Raw genomic sequence first — 19,642 nt, 5'->3', positions numbered from 1 at the left:
GAGTGCGATGCTGGCATGGTTTCCGGTTACGGACGGACCTATACGCCGAGGAGCTGGCCATGCCCTATGCCGTGAACTTCGAAACCGTGTCCACCGTCGGCCTCGAATCGTCGCCGGTCGCGGACGCACTCGCGGGCCTGCGAGCGAACGAGGCCCGGTACTTCAAGAACAAGTACAACCACGTCTTCACAGTGGTACCGGCGAGCGAAGCGGTCTCGACCATCGACTGGGTGAGCCGAATCCTCTCCGAAGAACGGGGAATCGTGATCGCGTCCCCGCCGCTCGAGGCAACAGAGTTCCAGGTCGAGGGCATCCGAATGGCCTACATCTTCTATAAGAGCGGCCTGTCGATCAACGTCATGTACACCCTCGAAGACTCCGGGAAGCGAGCAGTCGGCTTCAAACTCTCCGACGGCATGGAGGTCCCCGCCGAACTCGACGCGTTCAAGTTCGCGCGGCAGAAGTCCAAGCTGGCCGGAACAATTCGCGGCTCGTACTTCGTCATCAAGAACGAGTACTGACCTCGTCGGTGGGCCTTGGTATCAAAGGTCCATGAGCACGTTCATTTTGATTCCGGGGGCGGGATGCGATGCGGGCTACTGGGGGCAGGTCGCGGACGAGTTGCGCGGGCTCGGGCACGAAGCCGTACCTGTGCGGTTGCCCAACGAGGACGATGGCGCCGGGCTGGCCGAGTACGCCGACGCGGTGGTGGAGGCCATCGGGTCACGGCGCGACGTGGTCGTAGTGGCGCACTCGTTCGGAGGGTTCACCGCGCCGTTGGTGTGCGACCGGGCATCGGTCGAGCGAATAGTGTTGGTATCCGCCATGATTCCGGCCGCGGGGGAGGCGCCGGGGGATTGGTGGACGAATACCGCACACGCCACGTCGGGAGATGAGGACGTCTTCTACAACGGGCTGACGGCCGAAGAGCGAGTCGAAGCGGAGCTTTACGAACGCGGGCAATCGAGCACTCCGATGGCGCGCCCCTGGCCGTTGGCGGCGTGGCCGGACGTGCCCACCCGGTTCGTATTGTTTCGCGATGACCGGTTCTTCCCGGCCGAGTTCATGCGCAGGGTAGTGCGCGAACGGCTGGGGATCGAACCGGTGGAGATGGGCGGCGGGCATATGGCCATGCTGTCGCGACCCGCTGAACTGGCTCGACTCCTGGTCTGAACCGGGGCAATGAGCCTCAGCCGGGTATCGGCGGCTGGTCTTCCTCGTGATCCTCATGGAACCGGCCGCCGGCGCACCAACTCCAAAGCGGTGGTCGCGATCGGTGCGATGCGGGCGGGCCAGCCCGCGGCGATGAACTGCTCGGAGGTGAGGTTCGCGGTGGCGTCGCAGGCTTCGAGGAGTATTCGTTGAACCCTCCAGCGCCTCCATCGCGCGATTGCGTAGTCGCTGCTCGACAACCCGCTCGCTCGGCCGATTCCGATCGTCGATCTGTTCGGTGTAGGTTTCGGCGGCTCTGCTCTCGGTTGGGTCGTAGCCCGGGAGCATCAGAACCCTGCGATCGCTGCGAGTGGCACCACGATCGTCAGAAGAAGTCCCATGTCAGCAACCCTATCGGCAGGGGTCGCCGACGCTGTGGAGTCCGCGCGGGCGCTCGGAACCGCCGCGTAGTCCGCAACCGTTCGCAGCGTGAGGGCGCGGCTGGGTGTGGCAGGGTGGAGGTGTGAATCGATTGGGCAGTGCCACATCGCCTTACCTGCGTCAACATGCCGACAATCCGGTTGATTGGCGGGAGTGGGATGCGGAGGCGCTGGCTGAGGCGGCGGAGCGGGATGTGCCGATTCTGCTGTCCATCGGATACGCGTCTTGCCACTGGTGCCATGTGATGGCGCACGAGTCGTTCGAGGACGAGGCGACCGCGGCGATCATGAACGCGAACTTTGTGTGTATCAAGGTGGATCGGGAAGAGCGGCCTGATCTGGATGCGGTGTACATGAATGCGACCGTGGCCATGACGGGGCAGGGTGGGTGGCCGATGACGTGCTTCCTGACGCCCGCGGGGGAACCGTTCTATTGCGGGACTTACTACCCGAAGACGGCGCGGCAGGAGATGCCGTCGTTCACGCAGTTGCTCACCGCTGTCAACGAGACGTGGACGCAGCGGCGGGACGAGGTGGATACGGCGGCGGCTCGGGTGGCGGACGCACTGCGGCAGCAGACGGGGGGACTGCCGGAGGGGCAGATGTCGGTGGGGGCCGAACTGGTGGGGCATGCGGTGAAGGCCGTGTTGCAGGATCTCGACGCGACGAACGGTGGGTTCGGGGGTGCGCCGAAGTTTCCGCCTTCGGCGCTGTTGGAAGGGCTGCTGCGGCATTACGAGTTGAGTGGTGATCCCGGTGTGCTGCAGGCTGTTTCGTTCAGCTGTGCGGCCATGGCGCGGGGTGGGATCTATGACCAGTTGCGGGGTGGGTTCGCGCGGTACTCGGTGGATGCGGCGTGGGTGGTGCCGCACTTCGAGAAGATGCTGTACGACAACGCGCAGTTGCTGAGGGTGTACGCGCACCTCGCGCGGCGGGAATTCGATGGCGAAGCGGCGTGGAGCGCGCCGGAATCGTTGGCGCTGAGGGTAACTCGCGAGACGGTGGAATTCCTGCTGGCGGACCTCGGGACGGAGCAGGGGGCGTTCGCTTCCGCGCTCGATGCCGACACGCACCTGGAACCGGATGGTCCGGGTGTGGAGGGTGCCACCTATGTGTGGACGCCCGCCGAACTCAACGGTGTACTCGGGGCAATCGACGGGGCTTGGGCGGCAGCGCTTTTCGGTGTCACCACCGCTGGAACCTTCGAGCACGGCACCTCGGTGCTGACCCGCTACACCGATCCGGCAGCGGCCGAATCCGAACGCCTCGAACGGATTCGGGCAGAGCTGTCCGCCGCGCGGGAACGCCGCCCGCAGCCGGAGCGCGACGACAAGGTGGTGACCGCCTGGAACGGCATGGCCGTGGTGGCGCTCGCCGAAGCCGGTGCCGCACACCATCATCCGGAATGGATCGACACCGCTGTCCGCTGCGCCCGCTTCCTGCTCGACACGCACGTGACCGACGGCCGGGTCTGCCGCGCCTCTCTCGGCGGCAGTGCGGGCACCGCGCCCGGCGTGCTCGAGGACTACGCCTGGCTCGCGCTGGGCCTGCTCACGCTGCATCAGACCGCAGAAGGGGAATGGCTGACCGAAGCCCACCGCATCCTCGACGCCGCACTCGCGCACTTCGCCGACCCGGAAACCCCCGGCAGCTGGTTCGATACCGCCGACGACGCCGAAACCCTGGTGACCCGCCCGCGTGACCCGATGGACGGCGCAACCCCTTCCGGCGCAGCCGTTCTCGCCGACGCCCTGCTCACCGCGGCCGCCCTGAGCGACCCGGAACGAGCCGGTCGCTACCGGGCGCTGGCCGACAGCACCCTGGCCCGCTCGGCCGTGCTGCTGGCGCGTGCACCGCGCTCGGCCGGACACTGGCTCGCGGTCACCGAGGCGGCCCTGCGCGGCCCCATCCAGATCGCTATCTCCATCACTCCGGATGCCGAGAAGTCCACGGCCGCAACGCTACTCGACGCGGCCCGGGTCGGCGCGCCCGGCGGATCCGTCATCGTGGTGGGCTCCCGGGATTCCCAGACCCTGCTGGCGGACCGCCCGCCGGTCGGTGACGCTCCGGCCGCCTACATCTGCCGCGGCTCGGTCTGCGACCTCCCGGTCACCACACCCGAGGATGTCCGTACCGGGCTCGTACCGCCGCTGTGGGCATGACCTGAAGGCTCGCCGCGCACCCTTCCGGCCGCCATCGAGGCGGGCACGGCGACCAGCACCGCGATCACATGCCCGGCACGGAACGCGCCCAGCGCCGCGGACTGCCACGTCCACCCGGCGAACAGGTCGCCTGGATGCTCGGCGTCCAGCACCGCGCGCAGCGGCTCGATGACCAGCGACGCGAGCCCGACCGTGCCCAGGCCGATCACGAGAACCCAGCGCGCCCAACGACTTCCGGTGAGCATCCGCGCCGCCACCGCGAACACCGCCACGTAGATCGCGACCCGGATCAGCAGTGCGGGACCGATGCTCGCCACGGTCTCGCCCGGCCGATCGAGCAGGATGGACGCGCGCATCAGGGTCTCGGCGATCCCGAATATCAACGCCGCCACGACCGCCCGGAAAGCCAGCACCGCCTGCTGCGGCCGCTCCCAGACCGCCGAAGCACTGCGTTCGAAAGCCCCGATTTCCTTCATGCCACTACGGTCCCGCCGCGGCACACTCGCGCGGATCACCCGCGAGTATCGGTTTTCCTCCGATCACATAGTACGACAGGCGTATAGGCGAGCCCCGGCGATATTCCGTTGCCGCGCGATGCGCGCGGCCCTACAGTCCGGCTGTGTCCAGATCGAATATTCCGACAGCGTATTTCCACTGCTCACACCGCCTGCGGGCGGAAGTCGCGGCGGCTCGATGATCAGCGATCGGCGCCCTGATCGGCGGCCGGTTCCGGGACCGGGGGTGGGGCCACGGCAGGGGCGGCCGCAGGGACGGTGCCGTTGCGGAGGGCTGGCGCGGGGGAGCCGAGGTCGGTCCAGCCTGGAGTGGGCGCTTTGCGGCCGCGGAGGTGGAGGGTGTCGTGATGGATCCACTTCGTGCGCTCGAAGTCGGAGGCGGCGGTGATCACTTCCTGACTCGCCAGCACCCGGCGCGGCACCTGCTTGGCCTCGGTGGTGAGCCGGGCCGCCTCGTTGACGGCGTCACCGATCACGGTGAACTCCAACCGGGTGTCGGTGCCGACGTCACCGGCGAAGACCAGGCCGCGCGCGATCCCGATGCCGATCTCGAGTTCACCCAGCGCGGCCACCTCGTCACGAATGCGACGGGCCGCGCGCAACGCGGGGGTGGCATTGTCGTCCAGTGCGATGGGCGCACCGAAAATGCACAGTGCCGCATCGCCTTCGAACTTGTTGACCAGGCCGTGATTGTCCTCGGTGGCGGCCACCACGATGGTCAGCAGCCGGTTCAGCTTGGCGACGAAGTCGTGCGGCGCGAGCTCCGTGGCCATCGCCACCGAACCCGTCACATCCACGAAAAGCGCTGTCACGACCCGCATATCGCCGGTCAGATTGGTGCTGCCCGACAGCGCGCGCTCGGCCACCTCGGCGCCGACGTGCCGGCCGAACACATCCCGCATGCGTTCGCGCTCACTGAGATTGGCGGCCAGCTCGTTCACCGAATGCTCGAGCCGGCCGATCTCGCTGGTGCTGCCGATCGGCACCCGCACCTCGAGATCACCGGCCGCGATCCGGTCGAGGGCGTCACGCAGGCTGTGCATGGGACTGGCGACCGCGCGGGCGAGCGCCGCCGTCGCCACCGAACCCGCCGACAGTCCGACGAGGGCGAGATAGATGGCGGTGCGAATCCGACTGTGCGGGTCCGAAGTCGGATCCGCCAGCACCGTGATCAACATGAACAGCGGCACCGCACCCGTCACCGCGAAGGTCACCAGCACCCGGGCCAGCACGGTGTTGCTCCAATGTGCCGTGCCCTCCAGCACTTCCGCCACCACCGGGATGGTCGGGCGGATGAGCCGATCCACGATCAGGAAGGTGAGCGCCGCCGACTCCAGCCCACCGAGCGTGAACATCGACAGCACCACCGGGAAACTGCGCTCCTCGGTGGCGTGCGCGAAGACGATCGCCGCCACGATCACACCGGGCAGCCAGATCGCCAGCGCCCGGAAGGTGATCGAGATCGGCAGCGACAGCAGCCGCTGCGCCTCGGTCTCACTCGGCGGCCGATGTTGATCCAGCCAGCCGAAATAGTGCTCCCGATCCCGCACCGCCAGCACGATGCCGACCGTCGCGCCGATCGCCGGATAGATCGACACCCACCCGAAGGTCTGCAGCCAGTGCGGCCCGATCCGGCCCAGGAACCCCGACAGCCACAGCTCGATGCTGATCACCGCGAGACCACTCAGATTGCACGCCATGACGACAGCAGACAGACCCCACCGCGCACGCAGCGCCCACAGGATCATTCTGCTGGTCACGTGGGTGACTTTAGAGACCTTTGGGTCGACATTGCACCTTTGTGAGCAAATGTTCCGGTCAGCTGAGCAGCACCAGCCAGATGGCTACGTAGTGGCACAGGGCCGCGACAACGGTTGCCGCGTGGAAGAACTCGTGGTGGCCGAAGACCTCCGGCCACGGGTCGGGCCAGCGCGCGGCGTAGAGGATGCCGCCGACGCTGTAGGCGATACCGCCCGCGAGCAGCAGTAGTACGGGGGCCCAGCCCACATGGTGGATCAGGGTGCCCGCGACCGGCACGATCGCCCAGCCCAGCACCAGGTACAGGGGGACGCCGACCCAGCGAGGAGCGGTGGGCCACAGCATCTTCAGCGCAACCCCGGCCAGCGCACCCGCCCACACGATCGACAGCAGGATGGTTCCGGCCCGCCCGCGCACGCCGAGAAGTGCGAACGGCGTATAGCTGCCCGCGATGAAAAGAAAGATCATCGAATGGTCGGCGCGTTTCATCCACATTCGCGCGCGAGTGGTCTGCCAATTCACCCGGTGATAGGTCGCGCTGACACCGAACACTCCGCACACGGTGATCCCGTACACGAGCGTCGACCAGGTCGCGGTCGCCGATTTCGTGGCCGCCACCGACACCAGCACGACGACCGCGATGGCCGCCACACCCACCGCCCAGGCGTGAATCCACCCGCGCATGCGGGGTTTGATCGCGGCCGCCTCCTGGCGCACGGCGTCGAGCACTTCCGCCACCTTCGTGACGGGCTGCACAGCGTCGGACATAAGTTCCTCCTCGGTAACCTACGGTACCGTAGGTTGCGTCGAACCAGCCCGTCCAGTGGGTGTAGTCACGTGCCATCCCGGGCGTTTCGGTCGAAAGTCCCGGGCGCTCCGGTATTCGTTGCGGGGGCGTAGGGTTGCGGCGTGAAAGTTGCGAGTCAGGTCCGTGGACTCCCGTATCGCATATATGAAGCCAGACTGTCGCAGCAGTTGGCGGGCAAACAACATCCCCGGCATGTGGCGGTGATGTGTGACGGCAATCGGCGCTGGGCCCGGGAGAACGGGTTCAGTGATATCAGCCACGGCCATCGGGTCGGTGCGCTGAAGATCGCGGAGCTGGTCGGCTGGTGCGGCGAGGCCGGGATCGAGATGGTCACCCTCTACCTGCTGTCCACCGAGAACCTGCGCCGCGACAGCGACGAGCTGAGCACCCTGTTCGAGGTGATCACCGACGTCGTTGACGAACTGTCCGCGCCCGAACAGCATTGGAGCGTGCGCATCGTCGGCGCGCTCGACCAGCTGCCCGGCGATATGGCCCGCCACCTCAGCGAGGCCGCCAAGAGCACCGAGGGCCGCACCGGCGTCCACGTCAACGTCGCCATCGGTTACGGCGGCCGCCAGGAGATCGCCGATGCCGTGCGCTCCCTGGTCCGCCAGGAGATGGACGCCGGGGAGACCGGCGAGGACCTGGTGCAGTCGATCACCGTCGACGCCATCGGGCAGCACCTCTACACCTCCGGACAGCCGGACCCGGACCTGGTCATCCGCACCTCGGGCGAACAGCGGCTCTCGGGATTCCTGTTGTGGCAGAGCGCCTATTCGGAGATCTGGTTCACGGAGGCGTACTGGCCGGAGTTCCGGCGCGTGGATTTCCTGCGCGCGCTGCGTGATTACGCCGCCCGGCACCGCCGCTTCGGCGCCTGAAGCCGAGCCGCTTCGGCGCTTGAAACCTGACCCTAGGCCACGGTTACTCAACGGTTGCGTTGCAGTGCAACGGCTTCCGCGTGCGTGCCCGGAATGCTCCCGTACCGTCGGAGTGCATGAGCGAGCTGAGCGCGGGCACCGACGCCCCCATCGAACCCCAGGTCGCGGCGGTGCCGTACATCAGCTACGAGGAATTCGGCCGCCGTTTTCTCGAATACGCGGCCTCGCCCGAGCGGATAGCCGGGGCGTTCGAGAAGCTCACCGGTGAGGCGTTCGCCTTCGGCCCGATCGGGGCCGGTCCGGGCAAGATCGCGAAACTCTCGGCCACGGTCCGGCTGGGGCAGCCCAGGTTGAAACGTGAAGTGGACGAGACCATTTCGTTCGACCTGGTGATTCCGCTGCAGGTGGATCTGCTCATCGACCTCGCCGTGGACCGCTACCCGTTCCGGGTGGACGGCACCATTCACCTGCACCTGACGGTCCGCACCGCCGAACCGCTGTGCGTGCTGATCGAGATCGCCGAACCGCAGCCCAGCAATGTGCGCATCAATGTGGCCAGCGCGACTCGGCGCGGTGAACTGCTGCGCATCCTGGCCAGCGTCGACCACGAGATCCGCCGCTTCGTCTCGCGCTATATCGCCACCGAGATCGCGAAACCGAATATCCAGGCCGCGACCGTCATCGACGTCGCCGCGCGCCTGGACGCCGCCTGGAAACTCTGAACCTCAGAGCTTGCGCAGCCGCAACCGGTTGATGGTGTGGTCGGAATCCTTGCGCAGCACCAGGGTTGCGCGCGGACGCGTCGGCAGGATGTTCTCCACCAGGTTCGGGCGATTGGTGTTGTGCCAGATTTCCTTGGCCTGGTTGGTGGCTTCCTGATCGTTGAAGTTCGCGTAGTGATGGAACGCGGAATTCGGGTCGGAGAACGCGGTTTCGCGCAGCGACAGGAAGCGCTGTACGTACCACTTCTCGATGTCCTCGATGCGGGCGTCCACATAGACGGAGAAGTCGAACAGGTCCGAGACCATCAGGCGGGGACCGGTCTGCAGCACATTGAGGCCCTCGACGATGAGGATGTCGGGCTGGCGCACGCAGTGGTGCTCGCCGGGCACGATGTCGTAGGCGATGTGCGAGTAGACGGGTGCGCACACCTCGTGCGCACCGGATTTCACCTCGGTGACGAAACGCAGCAGCTTGCGGCGGTCGTAGGACTCCGGGAAGCCCTTGCGATGCATGATGCCGCGGCGGGTGAGTTCGGCTGTCGGGTAGAGGAATCCGTCGGTGGTGACCAGATCCACCCGCGGATGGTGATCCCAGCGGGCCAACAGCGCCTGCAGCACACGCGCGGTGGTCGACTTGCCGACCGCCACCGAGCCCGCCACGCCGATCACGAACGGCACCTGACGGTCCGGATGGGATTCACCGAGGAAGGTGGCGGTGGCGGCGAACAGGCGCTGCCTGGCCGCGACCTGCAGGTGGATGAGTCGAGCCAGTGGCAGGTAGACCTCGGCGACTTCCTCGAGATCGATCTGCTCGCCCAGACCACGCAGTCCGACGAGCTCTTCCTCGGTGAGGATCAGCGGCGTCGATTTACGCAGTGTGCGCCACTGTTTGCGATCGAACTCCACGTAGGGGCTGGGCTCACTCATCCGTGCCATTACTCGTGTCCCCGCTCCGGCGAACAACAGCATCCTGGTGTCTGCGAACAACAGCACTCGGGAAGCCGCATCGTCGCCGTGCCCGGCGATCCGGCCCACACTCCACGCATAGGCGAATTGTGCTCGGCCTCAACATCGCGGTGAACACCAGGTGTACCTACTCGCCGGTAACCGGAGTGAGATAGGCCACGCGGCCGAGGGGTGGCGCGGGGGTGCGGACCCTGGTTCTCCATCCCGGAAACGACGGTCATCCCATAGGGTCTGGGGATGGCTGCGCATCCACTCGTCACCGAATACCTGCGGCTGGGACTGGCTTTCGACCGGCTCGAGGAGGGCTTCGTCGACGCCTTCACCGGCGATCCGGCACTACGCCGCGAGATCCAGAACGCGCCCGCGCCCGAGCCCCGGGATCTCGCGCATCGGGCCGCCGCGCTGCGCAAGGAACTGCCCGACGCCGGACTCGCGGCGGAGCGCACCGAGTTCCTCGACGCGCACCTGCGCGCGCTGGAATGCTCGGGACGCAAATTCGCGGGCGAGGCCATCGGTTTCGTGGACGAGGTCAGCGCCTACTTCGATGTCGACATCGCCCCGGGCGACGAGGCCGACTACCGCGAGGCGCACCGGCAGCTGGACGAGGTGCTGGCGGGCGACGGTGAACTGTTCGACCGCATCACCGCCCACCGCCACGCCGACGAGATCCCGCCGGAACGCCTGCACGAGTGCGTCGCCGCGTTCTCCGGCGCACTGCGCGAACTGGTTCGCGACCGGTATCCGCTGCCGGACAACGAGCATGTCGAATACGAGGTGGTCGGCGACAAACCGTGGTCGGGGTTCAACTACTACCTGGGCAACTTCCAGTCCAAGGTGGCCATCAATTCCGATCTGAAGCAGCACATGTCGCAGCTGCCGCATCTGATCGCGCACGAGTCGTACCCGGGGCATCACACCGAGCACTGCCGCAAGGAAGCCGGGCTGGTGGCGGGTGGTCAGGACGAGCAGACGCTGTTCGTGGTCAACACCCCGCAGTGCCTGATGGCGGAGGGGTTGGCGGATCTGGCCCTGAAGTCGATCGTGGGTCCGGGCTGGGGTCGCTGGGCGCAGGAGATCTACGCGGATCTGGGTCTGCGCTTCGATGGTGAACGCGCCGAACGCATTTCGACCGCGTCGGCGAATCTGCTGGGCGTCCGGCAGGATGCCGCGCTACTGCTGCACGATCGGGGTCGCGACGCCGACGAGGTGGCGGCATTCCTGCAGCGCTGGAGCCTGTCCACGCCGGAGCGGGCGCGGCAGTCGCTGCGGTTCCTGTCTTCGTCGCTGTGGCGGGCCTATATCTCCACGTATGTGGAGGGCTATCGACTATTGGGCGGCTGGCTCGACGAGGCCGCCGATGCGGGGGATCGGTCCGAGCGGTTCCGTCGGCTGCTCGACGAACCGCTGACACCGGGCGCGATTCGCCGCATCTGAGGTGTGGCCCGGACCTGGTCCGGGGTGCTCGGGATTTCGCGTGCGATTCCCGCGATAGGATCGCCTCACCGCGACTGGCGCACTCGAGGTGGAAGCAACCACCGGGAAGCACCGAAGTCCCGCACCGCGCGCCTGGGTGCTGGGCAGCCCCGATTCCGGCTCTTGTTTTCGAGAGCCGGATACGAGGCACCCGAGCCCGGAGGATGCCATGACTTCCGCCAGCCCGAACGCTGCCGCCGACACTCAGAACCCCCCGACCGGCGCTGCGGCGACGGACAATACACTCGCCGGTGTGACCCAGACGAGTGCTTCTGTCAACAGCCAGTCCCTCGCCGAACTCGATCCCGAGGTCGCTGCCGCGATGGGCGGAGAGCTCGCTCGCCAGCGCGACACCCTCGAGATGATCGCGTCGGAGAACTTCGTGCCGCGCGCGGTGCTGCAGGCGCAGGGCAGCGTGCTGACCAACAAGTACGCCGAGGGCTACCCGGGCCGTCGCTACTACGGCGGCTGCGAGAACGTCGACATCGTCGAGGATCTCGCCCGCGCCCGCGTCACCGAGCTGTTCGGCGCGGAATACGCCAACGTGCAGCCGCATTCGGGTGCGCAGGCCAATGCCGCGGTGCTGCACGCGCTGATGAGCCCGGGCGAGAAGCTGCTCGGCCTCGACCTCGCGCACGGCGGGCACCTCACCCACGGCATGCGCCTGAACTTCTCAGGCAAGCTGTACGACGTGCACGCCTACGGCGTGTCCAAGGAAGACCACCGCGTCGACATGGACGAGGTCCGCAAGATCGCCCGCGACACCCGCCCGAAGGTGATCGTCGCCGGTTGGTCGGCGTACCCGCGGCACCTCGACTTCGCGGCCTTCCGCGAGATCGCCGACGAGGTCGGCGCGTACCTGTGGGTCGATATGGCGCACTTCGCGGGACTCGTCGCCGCGGGCCTGCACCCGTCGCCGGTGCCGCACGCGCACGTGGTGTCCTCGACCGTGCACAAGACCCTCGGCGGCCCGCGCTCCGGCGTGATCCTGGCCAAGGAGGAGTTCGCCAAGAAGCTGAACTCGGCGGTGTTCCCGGGCCAGCAGGGCGGACCGCTCATGCACGCCATCGCCGCCAAGGCCGTCGCCTTCAAGATCGCCGCGGGTGCGGAGTTCGCGGAACGCCAGGCGCGCACCATCTCCGGCGCGCAGATCATCGCCGAGCGCCTGACCCAGGCCGACGCCCAGTCCAAGGGTGTCACCGTGCTGACCGGCGGCACCGATGTGCACCTGGTGCTGGTCGACCTGCGCAACTCGCAGCTCGACGGCCAGCAGGGTGAGGATCTGCTGCACGAGATCGGAATCACGGTCAACCGCAACGCCGTCCCCTTCGACCCGCGCCCCCCGATGGTCACCTCCGGCCTGCGCATCGGCACCCCCGCGCTGGCCACCCGTGGCTTCGGCGACACCGAATTCACCGAGGTCGCCGAGATCATCGCCGCCGCCCTCACCGGCTCCGCCGACTTGGACTCCCTGCGCCAGCGCGTCGCCAAACTGGCCCAGCAGTTCCCCCTCTACGACGGCCTGGAGGACTGGAAGCTGCTCGGCTGAGCCGCTTTCCACGCACCGAGACCACGAGCCCGCCACGATCACCAGATCGTGGCGGGCTCGCTCATTTCGGAAATACTCGGAGGTGTTCACGGGTTGCGCAGGCAGGACGACTTCTGACGGAAGAGGCGGAGCATGGCGCAGGCGGTCAGGTTCGACGAGTACGGCGATGTCGATGTCTTGCAGGTCGTGGAGGTGGCTGAACCGGAGCCCGGGGCGGGTGAGGTCGTGGTGCGGGTGGTCGCGGCGGGGATCAATCCGGGGGAGGCCAAGATTCGGTCGGGGGCGTTGCACGATCGGTGGCCCGCGAGTTTCCCCTCCGGGGAGGGGAGTGATTTCGCTGGGCGAGTGAGTGCGCTCGGGGCGGGTGTGGGCGGGGTCGCGGTCGGGGACGAGGTGCTCGGGTTCACAAACGAGCGGGCCAGTCAGGCCACCTTCGTCGTGGTGCCGGTGGATCAGGTCACGCCCAAGCCCGCGGCCGTGTCGTTCCCGGTGGCCGGGGCGCTGTTCGTCGCGGGCTCAACGGCTTTCGCGGCGGTACGGGCCGTGGACGCCGGCGAAGGGGATGTAGTCGCGGTTTCGGGTGCTGCCGGTGGCGTGGGATCGCTTGTGGTGCAGCTGCTGCTGGCGCGCAAGGCGACGGTGATCGGGATCGCCGGTCCGGCCAACCATGACTGGTTGCGCGAAAAAGGTGTAACCCCTGTGGAATACGGCGACGGGCTTGCCGATCGTCTTCGTGCGCTTGCGCCCGGTGGCATCGACGCCTTCATCGATACCCATGGGGTCGGGTATGTGGCGCTGGCTGTCGAGCTCGGGGTGAAGCCCGATCGCATCGACACCATCGCGGACTTCGAGGCGGTGGGCAAGTACGGCGTGAAGGCCGAGGGCAGCGGGGCCGCCGACACCATCGATGTGCTGGCCGAGCTCGCGGACCTGGTCGCGGCGGGCACCCTCGAGGTCCCGATCGCCGCCACGTATCCGCTGGCCGAGGTACGCGAGGCCTATCGGGAGCTCGACCGGGGTCATACCCGTGGCAAGATCGTCCTCGAACCCTAGTCGGAAACGTTTGCCCCGCAACGCCATTCGACTAGTCGACGGGGCGGGGCCGAATTGAACCCGGTCGCGGGTCTCGCGGCCTACCGCGTCAGAGCGTGAAGAAGCGCCGGGGGCCGCCGGTCAGCGACGGGGCGTCCGCGGTGGTAGTGGCGATGAGCTGCTTGGGATTCGGGTTCACCCAGCTGCGCTCGCCGGACCCGGTGCGCAGCACCACGGTCGGCACGGTCTCGTTGCCGTCGGCCACCGAACGCACGAAGGCCGCCGCCTCGGGGTCCTCCCAGATGTTCACCTCGCGGTGGATGATGCCGTGCCGGTTCAGGACCCGCCGCATCCGTGAACAGTAGGGGCAGCCCGGTCGCCGATAGACGATCAGTTCGGGGACGGTATCGGCGCTCATGTCCGGAGTGTATGCCGGTTGCGGGCAACCGACCATCGCCGGCCGCCCCGCCCTCGGACGGTCCGATTCACCTATCCGGCAGGAGGATTGAAGGCCGTCATGGCTGTATGTGCTTGGCCAGGTAGTCGACGTACATGGGGCGGAGGACCTCGCCGATCTCGCCCTCGCCCGCGTGCACGTAGTCGTCGAGCATGGGCAGCACGTACTTGATGTCGGCCTCGCTCTCGCCGATATCGCCGGCGGCGGCCTCGGCGGCCGGGATCGACTTCAACAGTTCCCACAGGAACTTGACGTCACCGCGGCGGGCGGCCAGCTTCACGGCGCGGTCGTGCAATTCCTTGGTGGACAGCGTCTGCAGATCCGGAGTTTCGGCCATGGCATCGACTGTAATGGAGGGTATGGCACAGCGACCGAGGTACCTGGTCAAGCGCGTGTACGACGACCCCGAGCCGGGCGACGGCCGCCGGGTGCTGGTGGACCGGCTGTGGCCGCGCGGCGTCAGCAAACAGCAAGCGGCGATAGACGAATGGGCCAGGGACGTGACGCCGTCGGGTGATCTTCGGAAGTGGTATCACGCCTCGCCGGAGACACGCCGCACGGAATTCGAGCGCAAGTATCGAATCGAACTCGGCGCGGACCTGGCACAGGAGGCGCTGTCGCACTTGCGAAAACAGGCCGCGCTAGGGCCGTTGACACTGGTCACGGCCACGAAAGACCCGGAGCACAGCCACCTCCCGGTACTCCTCGATGAATTGGACGAAACGCCCACAGCGGACTCGCGTTAACGCGATCTTCACCAATGCGCCCGACAGTCCGGGAGCCGGATCGCGATTTCGGCGGTAGCGTCGGTTGTGCGGGCCGCGTAGGTGTGGTTCGTACGGGAGGTCCTGATCGTGACTGAGCAACTCAGTGCGAGGGGGCCGGCACTCGGCTCTCGGGTCGCAAGACTCCAAGGCTGACCGGCCCAGCGAGAACGCTCGCGCGGTGTCGCGCGAGTGGCAAAGGAGCCCACCGTGACTGATGCACGCTCCGTCATTGCTCCCACCGGGAACGCCCGCTCCAACCGGAGCCCGCAATCCACGGCTCCGGGAGATCGCGCCTCGCAGTCGTCCGAATCCGGACTCAAAACCTTCGTAGTCGATACGTCGGTGCTGCTCTCGGATCCCTGGGCGCTGACCCGCTTCGGCGAGCACCGTGTGGTGTTGCCGCTCGTGGTGATCAGTGAACTCGAGGCAAAACGTCATCACCACGAACTCGGCTGGTTCGCTCGCGAGGCGCTGCGCATGCTCGACGACATGCGCCTCGCACACGGTCGGCTCGATCAGCAGGTGCCCGTCGGCACCGGCGGCGGCACGCTGCAGGTGGAGTTGAATCACACCGATCCCAGTGTGCTGCCCGTCGGATTCCGCACGGATTCGAACGATTCCCGCATCCTCGCCTGCGCGCTCAACTTCGCGGCCGAGGGCGAGCAGGTGGTCCTGGTTTCCAAGGACATCCCGCTGCGCGTCAAGGCGAGCGCGGTCGGCCTGGCCGCGGACGAGTATCACGCCCAGGACGTCGTCACCTCCGGGTGGACGGGCATGGCCGAACTCGAGGTCGCCGCGACCGTCGTGGACAAGCTGTACACCGAGTCCATCGTCGATCTCGACGAGGCCCGGGACATGCCGTGCCACACCGGGATTCGGCTGCTCAGCCCGCGCGGCAGCGCGCTGGCCCGGGTGACCCCGGACAAGCGGGTGCAGCTGGTGCGCGGCGACCGGGAGGCCTTCGGGCTGCACGGGCGTTCCGCCGAGCAGCGGGTCGCGCTGGATCTGCTGCTCGACGAGAGCATCGGCATCATCTCCCTCGGCGGGCGGGCCGGTACCGGAAAGTCCGCACTGGCCTTGACCGCCGGGCTCGAGGCGGTGCTCGAACGCCGCACGCATCGCAAGGTGGTGGTGTTCCGTCCGCTGTACGCGGTGGGTGGTCAGGAGCTCGGTTACCTGCCGGGTTCCGAGGCCGACAAGATGGGGCCGTGGGCGCAGGCCGTCTTCGACACCCTCGAAGGGCTCGCCAGCCCCGAGGTGATGGAGGAGGTGCAGGCGCGCGGAATGCTGGAAGTGCTTCCGCTCACCCACATTCGCGGCCGTTCGCTGCACGACTCGTTCGTGATCGTGGACGAGGCGCAATCGCTGGAACGCAATGTGCTGCTCACGGTGCTGAGCCGGTTGGGCAGCGGGTCGCGGGTGGTGCTCACCCACGATGTGGCGCAGCGCGACAACCTGCGGGTCGGACGACACGACGGCGTGGCCGCCGTGATCGAAAAGCTCAAGGGGCACCCGCTGTTCGCGCACGTGACGCTCACCCGCAGTGAGCGCTCGCCGATCGCGGCGCTGGTCACGGAAATGCTGGAGGAGTTCGGGCCCAACTCCTGAGCTGACTCCCTGAAGTAGATCTCTGGTCGGGCGGCGGTGCCGCCCGACCAGGCAACTTTCCAGCATTGGTTTCGCTTTCTTTCTCCCGGGGTATATTGCGCTGAAACATGTGCTCGGCAAGCAATTTTGGCGGCCGATGTCCGTTCGCTGAAGATTTGCCGAGTGTCGGCCAGGATTCGCGGGAGGATGGAAATGCACCACTTCGCACGACGTACGGCTGGCATCATCGCGGCGATCGCGGTAGTCACCGCAATGGGCGCGGGTTGCACCAAGGACAAGAACGACAGCTCGAGCTCCAGTTCGACCACCACGGCGGCCACCACCACGGCTGCGGCCGAAACGACCACGGCCGCCGCCGAAACCAAGATCGCGGGCAAGGACGGCACGGAAATCACCGTCGCCGGAGGCATTCTCGACAAGTACACCCAGATGGGTGGCGCCACCGGCACCCTCGGCCTGCCCACCGGACCCGCCACCGAGGCGCCCGACGGCGGCAGCGTCCAGGAATTCGACGGCGGCGCAATCTACTCCAGCTCGACCCACGGCACCCACGTGGTGTGGGGCGAGATCCGCAAGGCCTGGGACACCGACGGCGGCGCCACCGGCAAGCTCGGCTACCCGACCAGCGACGAGTACGACATCGCGGGCGGCAAGCAGAGCGATTTCAGTGGCGGCTCCATCACCTGGGTGAACGGACAGACGACCGTCACCGAGAAGTAGCCCGCGCGGTCCGGGGCGGTGCGACCGCCCGCCCCGCACCCGCTCGGACCGCCCCGGGCGCACTCCGCTGATTCCCAGCGCCAGCACAGGTTCGGGACACGCCGGGACGATAGCCGATTCGAATACCGGGTGAAGGTCCCCACATTTGCCCGAATGCCGCTAGGTTGTCTGCGTGCAGAACGCTTTGTCAGACCGGGAACTGCTGGAATCACTGGCCCCGGTGGTGGAAACCAACCTCGCGCGGCATATCGCCGCCGCCGCCGAATGGCAGCCCCACGACTATGTGCCGTGGAGCGACGCCCGCAACTTCGAGTTCCTCGGCGGAACCGATTGGGATCCCTCGCAATCCGAGCTGAGTGAGGTAGCCAAGACCGCGCTCACGGTGAGCGTGCTGATCGCCGACAACCTCCCCGCCTACCACCGGGAACTCGGCAAATACCTGCGCACCGGGCACTGGTGGCGCTGGGTCGGTCGCTGGACCGCCGAGGAGAACCGGCACGAGATCCTGATCCGCAACTACCTCACGGTGACCCGGGCCGTCGACCCGATCGCGCTCGAGCGCATGCGGATGCAGCACATGACCGACGGCTTCCGCCGCCCGCCCATGCACCTGCCCGACGTGCTCGCCGCCTGGGCCTTCGAGGAGTCCGCCGCCGCGATCCGGCACCGCACCACCGCGACCCTCGCGGGCGACGTCATCGTGGCCACCATCGCCGACCGCCTCGCGGCCGACGACGAACTGCAGGCCGTCTTCTTCGCCAACCTGGTCGCCGCCGCCCTGGACCTGATCCCCGACCAGACCGTGCGCGCCATCGCCGACCGCATCGCCGACTTCCACACCCCGGTCGTGCAGCTCTCCGACGGCCGCACCAGCGACGAGGTCCTCGCCGAGGCCGGCATCTACGACCGCGCCAACGAGGCCGAACTGGTCTTCCGCCCCCTGCTCGAGCAGTGGAACATCTTCACCCGCACCGACTTCGGCGAGGAAGGCGAGAAGGCCCGCGCCGAACTCGCCCACCTGCGCGGCTGACCCCGCAGTCGGCGGCCTGAGCCGCCGAACTCGAAACCCTGTGCCTCGCATGAAATCTCATGCGAGGCACAGTCGTATCCGCCACCGCTGTCCCGCCCGGTCCGATGAGCTCCCGCGGGAGTCTGCGCGTGCGCTCGGCTCCGGAGTTATCGGACGTCGCCCAGGATGCCGTGCTGACGCGCGCATTCGCATATTCAATGCGCAGTTGATTTCTCGCGTGGAGTGCTCAGCGTCGGTACCGCTGTGCACTCACCGGCAGGGCTTCGGCGGCGGTCAGCGGCCGGGGATCAGGGCGCGGAAGATGCCGACGGCGGTGCCGCGTAGGAAGTTCTCCCAGCTGAAGTGGTCGTGCCAGAGGGTGATTCGGCCGTCGCGGAGTTCGAAGGTGCCGCAGACCCAGAAGGAGATCTCGACCGGGCCGGCGCGCAGGTAGTCGGTGCGTTCGGTGAGGACGGTGCCGTCCTCGGTGGCGGCGATGTGGTGCATGTCGGCGCGGAAGCCGAAGCGGGGGTTGCTCAGGCCGTTGAGTACCCAGCGGACGCGATCGAGGCCGCGGATGTCCGGCAGGGAGGTGTTCTTCCAGACGATGTTCGGATCGGCCAGATCCAGGGCCTCGTTCACGATGTTCATCTCGAGCGCGGCGAAGAACTCCCGCACGGTGGTGACCGGATCCTGCTTCAGTTCGGGTAGCTCGGACATGTAGTGAGCGTAGGTCGAAACCGGCCCGCAGCACAGGGTTCGGCGGGGTTCGCACCCCGGGGCGGCGGTCGGCTTCGCCTGTCCGGTTATCGCTTTCGCGTGCTCATGTACATGGCCAGCCCGTCGAGAATGCGGTCGATGCCGAAGCCCAGGGCATTGTCGCGGCCGGTCTCCTCGGCGGATCCGCCCAGGGTCTCGGCGAAGGCGCCGACCGCGTGCGGGAACCGGGCGGCCTGCGCGGCCATCACCTGACCGAGCTCCCGGGCGATACCGCTCTCGAAGTCCTCCTGCCCGGGGATCGATGCCGTCTGCTGTGCGATGCCGCGCGCGTGGCCCAGCAGCAGGGCGATGGTGTCGAAGCATTCGGCGGCGGTGAGCCCGGTGCCCGCCAGCGCGGCCACGGCCGAATCCAGCCAGGCCAGCTCATTGGGACCCATCGGGCGGATGCCGAGGGCGACCTCGTTGGCCCACGGATGCACCCGGACTCGCTCGAAGAAGGTCTCGGCCCAGGGCCGCAGATAGGCGCGCCAGGGTTCGGCGACGGTCGGCGCGACATCGTTGTCCGGGGGGACGCCGAGCGCGGCGTCGAGCATGAGCGCGGTGAGTTCGGCCTTGCCCGGCACATACCGGTAGAGCGCCATCTTGGCGCAGCCCAGACGCTCGGCCAGGCGGGCCATCGACAGGTTGCCCAGGCCGTCGGTGTCGGCCAGATCGATGGCCTCGGTGACGATGCGCTCGAGCGTGAGGGAGGGCTTCGGCCCGCGCCGAGGCCGGTCGGCGGAGCCCCAGAGCAGTTCGAGGGTGGTGGGCATGGGGACATCTTTCCGGTTCACGGCTTGACACAAAACTGCGTCCACCATACGCTGATCTACATCAAAAGCGTCCATGGGACGCAGTTATTCG

20 protein-coding genes and 1 riboswitch are annotated in these 19,642 nt (G+C 67.5%); of the genes, 12 read left to right on the top strand and 8 right to left on the bottom strand.

The window, feature by feature from the left end; all coding sequences use genetic code 11:
* Positions 1 to 59: 59 nt before the first annotated feature.
* The 3 genes from OG300_RS26225 to OG300_RS26215 all read left to right on the top strand — a co-directional run bounded on the left by OG300_RS26225 (position 60) and on the right by OG300_RS26215 (position 3,754).
* Positions 60 to 521 (top strand): phage tail protein, encoded by a 462-nt coding sequence (locus OG300_RS26225; RefSeq protein WP_405485697.1) that lies wholly within the window; start codon positions 60 to 62, stop codon positions 519 to 521.
* Positions 522 to 552: 31 nt separating this feature from the next.
* Entirely contained in the window at positions 553 to 1,173 is a 621-nt protein-coding gene (locus OG300_RS26220; protein ID WP_405485696.1) for an alpha/beta fold hydrolase, read from the top strand.
* Between the two features lie 502 nt (positions 1,174 to 1,675).
* Positions 1,676 to 3,754: a thioredoxin domain-containing protein gene (locus OG300_RS26215; RefSeq protein ID WP_405485695.1), complete on the top strand. Its 2,079-nt coding sequence runs from the start codon at positions 1,676 to 1,678 to the stop codon at positions 3,752 to 3,754.
* Here OG300_RS26215 and OG300_RS26210 read toward each other — a convergent pair.
* From OG300_RS26210 to OG300_RS26200, 3 genes are all read right to left on the bottom strand, one after another.
* Entirely contained in the window at positions 3,667 to 4,230 is a 564-nt protein-coding gene (locus OG300_RS26210; protein WP_405485694.1) for a hypothetical protein, read from the bottom strand. The two genes, OG300_RS26215 and OG300_RS26210, sit on opposite strands and share 88 nt — an antisense overlap.
* Before the next feature lie 221 nt (positions 4,231 to 4,451).
* Complete coding sequence (locus tag OG300_RS26205; protein ID WP_405485693.1) at positions 4,452 to 6,029, bottom strand: adenylate/guanylate cyclase domain-containing protein; 1,578 nt, start codon at positions 6,027 to 6,029, stop codon at positions 4,452 to 4,454.
* Positions 6,030 to 6,087: 58 nt separating this feature from the next.
* A complete protein-coding gene (locus OG300_RS26200; RefSeq protein ID WP_405498681.1) occupies positions 6,088 to 6,711 on the bottom strand; it encodes a hemolysin III family protein in 624 nt (207 codons plus the stop codon).
* Positions 6,712 to 6,936: 225 nt separating this feature from the next.
* Here OG300_RS26200 and OG300_RS26195 point away from each other — a divergent pair, with 225 nt between their 5' ends.
* Together OG300_RS26195 and OG300_RS26190 are read left to right on the top strand one after the other, a co-directional pair.
* Entirely contained in the window at positions 6,937 to 7,716 is a 780-nt protein-coding gene (locus OG300_RS26195; protein ID WP_405485692.1) for an isoprenyl transferase, read from the top strand.
* A 116-nt stretch (positions 7,717 to 7,832) separates the two neighbouring features.
* Positions 7,833 to 8,438, top strand: coding sequence for a hypothetical protein (locus tag OG300_RS26190; protein ID WP_405485691.1), 606 nt, complete (start codon positions 7,833 to 7,835; stop codon positions 8,436 to 8,438).
* A gap of 3 nt (positions 8,439 to 8,441) precedes the next feature.
* Here OG300_RS26190 and coaA read toward each other — a convergent pair whose 3' ends face one another.
* Positions 8,442 to 9,374, bottom strand: coding sequence for a type I pantothenate kinase (gene coaA, locus OG300_RS26185; RefSeq protein WP_405485690.1), 933 nt, complete (start codon positions 9,372 to 9,374; stop codon positions 8,442 to 8,444).
* 267 nt (positions 9,375 to 9,641) lie between these two features.
* Between coaA and OG300_RS26180 the strand changes: the two genes are divergently transcribed.
* The 3 genes from OG300_RS26180 (at position 9,642) to OG300_RS26170 (ending at position 13,479) form a co-directional block, all read left to right on the top strand.
* On the top strand, positions 9,642 to 10,838 hold the full coding sequence (locus OG300_RS26180; RefSeq protein WP_405485689.1) for a DUF885 domain-containing protein: 1,197 nt from the start codon (positions 9,642 to 9,644) through the stop codon (positions 10,836 to 10,838).
* A gap of 60 nt (positions 10,839 to 10,898) precedes the next feature.
* Positions 10,899 to 10,983: riboswitch (ZMP/ZTP riboswitch) on the top strand.
* Between the two features lie 147 nt (positions 10,984 to 11,130).
* Positions 11,131 to 12,426 (top strand): serine hydroxymethyltransferase, encoded by a 1,296-nt coding sequence (gene glyA / locus OG300_RS26175; protein WP_405485688.1) that lies wholly within the window; start codon positions 11,131 to 11,133, stop codon positions 12,424 to 12,426.
* A 132-nt stretch (positions 12,427 to 12,558) separates the two neighbouring features.
* On the top strand, positions 12,559 to 13,479 hold the full coding sequence (locus tag OG300_RS26170) for an NADP-dependent oxidoreductase (protein WP_405485687.1): 921 nt from the start codon (positions 12,559 to 12,561) through the stop codon (positions 13,477 to 13,479).
* Positions 13,480 to 13,567: 88 nt separating this feature from the next.
* Here OG300_RS26170 and OG300_RS26165 read toward each other — a convergent pair whose 3' ends face one another.
* Together OG300_RS26165 and OG300_RS26160 are read right to left on the bottom strand one after the other, a co-directional pair.
* A complete protein-coding gene (locus tag OG300_RS26165) occupies positions 13,568 to 13,876 on the bottom strand; it encodes a glutaredoxin family protein (RefSeq protein WP_405485686.1) in 309 nt (102 codons plus the stop codon).
* Positions 13,877 to 13,973: 97 nt separating this feature from the next.
* Positions 13,974 to 14,252 (bottom strand): hypothetical protein, encoded by a 279-nt coding sequence (locus tag OG300_RS26160; RefSeq protein ID WP_405485685.1) that lies wholly within the window; start codon positions 14,250 to 14,252, stop codon positions 13,974 to 13,976.
* Positions 14,253 to 14,274: 22 nt separating this feature from the next.
* On the opposite strand from OG300_RS26160, the gene OG300_RS26155 reads away from it, so the two are divergent.
* The 4 genes from OG300_RS26155 (at position 14,275) to OG300_RS26140 (ending at position 18,040) form a co-directional block, all read left to right on the top strand.
* The gene (locus OG300_RS26155) at positions 14,275 to 14,661 is read left to right on the top strand and encodes a DUF488 domain-containing protein (RefSeq protein ID WP_405485684.1); all 387 of its coding nucleotides are present in this window, start codon (positions 14,275 to 14,277) and stop codon (positions 14,659 to 14,661) included.
* Between the two features lie 228 nt (positions 14,662 to 14,889).
* The gene (locus tag OG300_RS26150) at positions 14,890 to 16,290 is read left to right on the top strand and encodes a PhoH family protein (protein WP_405485683.1); all 1,401 of its coding nucleotides are present in this window, start codon (positions 14,890 to 14,892) and stop codon (positions 16,288 to 16,290) included.
* A 192-nt stretch (positions 16,291 to 16,482) separates the two neighbouring features.
* Complete coding sequence (locus tag OG300_RS26145; protein WP_405485682.1) at positions 16,483 to 17,010, top strand: LGFP repeat-containing protein; 528 nt, start codon at positions 16,483 to 16,485, stop codon at positions 17,008 to 17,010.
* 172 nt (positions 17,011 to 17,182) lie between these two features.
* A complete protein-coding gene (locus OG300_RS26140) occupies positions 17,183 to 18,040 on the top strand; it encodes an acyl-ACP desaturase (protein ID WP_405485681.1) in 858 nt (285 codons plus the stop codon).
* 273 nt (positions 18,041 to 18,313) lie between these two features.
* Here the strand turns inward: OG300_RS26140 and OG300_RS26135 are convergent, their stop codons facing one another.
* Together OG300_RS26135 and OG300_RS26130 are read right to left on the bottom strand one after the other, a co-directional pair.
* Positions 18,314 to 18,739 (bottom strand): limonene-1,2-epoxide hydrolase family protein, encoded by a 426-nt coding sequence (locus tag OG300_RS26135; protein WP_405485680.1) that lies wholly within the window; start codon positions 18,737 to 18,739, stop codon positions 18,314 to 18,316.
* An 86-nt stretch (positions 18,740 to 18,825) separates the two neighbouring features.
* On the bottom strand, positions 18,826 to 19,551 hold the full coding sequence (locus OG300_RS26130; RefSeq protein ID WP_405485679.1) for a TetR/AcrR family transcriptional regulator: 726 nt from the start codon (positions 19,549 to 19,551) through the stop codon (positions 18,826 to 18,828).
* Positions 19,552 to 19,642: the final 91 nt, after the last annotated feature.

The sequence above is a fragment of the Nocardia sp. NBC_00511 genome, from assembly GCF_045161165.1.
Classification (GTDB): domain Bacteria; phylum Actinomycetota; class Actinomycetes; order Mycobacteriales; family Mycobacteriaceae; genus Nocardia.
Note: the sequence above shows the minus strand (reverse complement) of the source record. Positions and strands in the feature narration are given on the sequence as shown.